Here is a 1,770-nt window from a genome sequence, read left to right on the forward strand (position 1 = left end):
CCGACGCAATATTAGAGTGGATATCCTAAATTCCACTGATAACATATCTTTTCACCTAAAGATCTTAATATTCTTAGCAAAATGATTATCAAATTTATAATCTGATTTTATTACCCTATTTTGCACACTAAACAATCCTAGTAACAATCTATCGCTTAAAAGATAAATACCACACAATCAAAAATCTACTATCAAGCTCTGAGCAAGAGTTAACAACTTTCCTAGCGTATGGTGTAACAGTTCGCGCAATTGTACTCAGCAGCGGCTCCTGCTTTCCCCCAGCGTCTTTCCTCATTAATCCCGATGTCTACGATCAATGTTCAAACATACAAGAATGTACAATCCTAACTTTATTAAACACGTTAATTATCCCATTTAATTTGCAGCGCATCATTTAATGAGAAGTTGTACACGAAAGATATCTTCAAGAATTGCTGGGAACTTAGATTCATAGACAGAAATATTGAGTATAACCAGAGCAATGGCCATATAACGGCTTAACGAATATTTATATGTGAAAAGATAGAATGTGACTAATCGGAGTGACCACGAAATTTGATTTATTAAATTAACTGATACTCATAGAGCGGTTAGTAACGATTACATAAGCTGATGAAATAAGCTAATTAAGATTGATAGCGATAACATCAATGTGAGTGTCAACTATACAAGGGGGAATAAAAATCATTTTCGCTAACTAACGGCATTAGATTGATTGATATTGGACTATTTCATTGCTAGCAAAACTGTTTATATAAAGGACTACCAAAGTGTTATTTTATAGATTTAACACATAGCGCTAAGACAACCTTGCTAATAAACAATCGATTTTATCTAGAGTTGGACATATTTATTTGAAGCAATAAAAAAGGAGGCTTATGGCCTCCTTTTTATGGTTTAACTGCTTATATTAGTAAGCAGAATGTCGGATTAACGACGTAAACCTAACTTCTGGATCATAGCAGTATAACGAGCTACGTCAGTACGCTTTAAATAAGCAGAAAGCTTACGGCGCGCACTAACCATACGTAATAGACCACGACGTGAGTGGTGATCATGGATGTGCTCTTTAAAGTGACTTTGTAGGTGGTTAATTTGAGCAGTTAACAAAGCTACTTGAACTTCAGTTGAACCGGTATCATTTTCGCCGCGACCAAAATCAGCTAGAATTTTTGCTTTTGCTTCAGCACTTAGTGACATGTGTATCTCCAAAAAAGTAAATGTATCTCAAGCCGATCACTAACTCAGCCAGAGCGAGGGCAGCATTTTAACCAGATTGATGGTTAACCGCAATCTAAATTCAATAATTTATCTGCTAAAGCCAAATAACTAACCCATAGTAGGGATAAAATATGGGATAGATAGTTGAAAATCATTATTTTATCGAAGCTTGTCAGTTCTTTCTAACAAGACGAATTGGCAAGTCAATAAACCCTATTGCAAATGCATTCAAAAAAAAGCATAGAATAGTGCGGTTTGAAAACCGAGTTTTATCACGAGCCAAATTGACTACTCTACTGATTCATTATCATGGATTACAATCAACCGTTTTGGCGCTAATAAGCCATCGTCATTCATGGTTCCCATACCGACAAATCGACGTTCATCGCCAATCGTGATACGAACTAACTCATCAGGCTTGAGTCCAGCTGCTTGAATTGCTTGGCCTTGCATAACGTAATATAACATCTGCTCAGGCAAATTAATTTCATTGAACTTAGCCACTGCAGTATCCATCGGTAAGAGTAATGGATCCATCAGAGATTGAGG

2 protein-coding genes are annotated in these 1,770 nt (G+C 36.2%); both read right to left on the reverse strand.

Going from position 1 to position 1,770, the window contains the following annotated elements; translation table 11 throughout:
• Positions 1-930: 930 nt before the first annotated feature.
• On the reverse strand, positions 931-1,200 hold the full coding sequence (rpsO, locus tag H5202_RS21875; RefSeq protein WP_124017632.1) for a 30S ribosomal protein S15: 270 nt from the start codon (positions 1,198-1,200) through the stop codon (positions 931-933).
• Positions 1,201-1,509: 309 nt separating this feature from the next.
• The coding region (locus H5202_RS21880) for a tRNA pseudouridine(55) synthase TruB (RefSeq protein WP_182773893.1) at positions 1,510-1,770 on the reverse strand (261 nt) is incomplete at its 5' end.

The organism is Shewanella sp. SG41-4 (assembly GCF_014164505.1).
GTDB lineage: Bacteria > Pseudomonadota > Gammaproteobacteria > Enterobacterales > Shewanellaceae > Shewanella.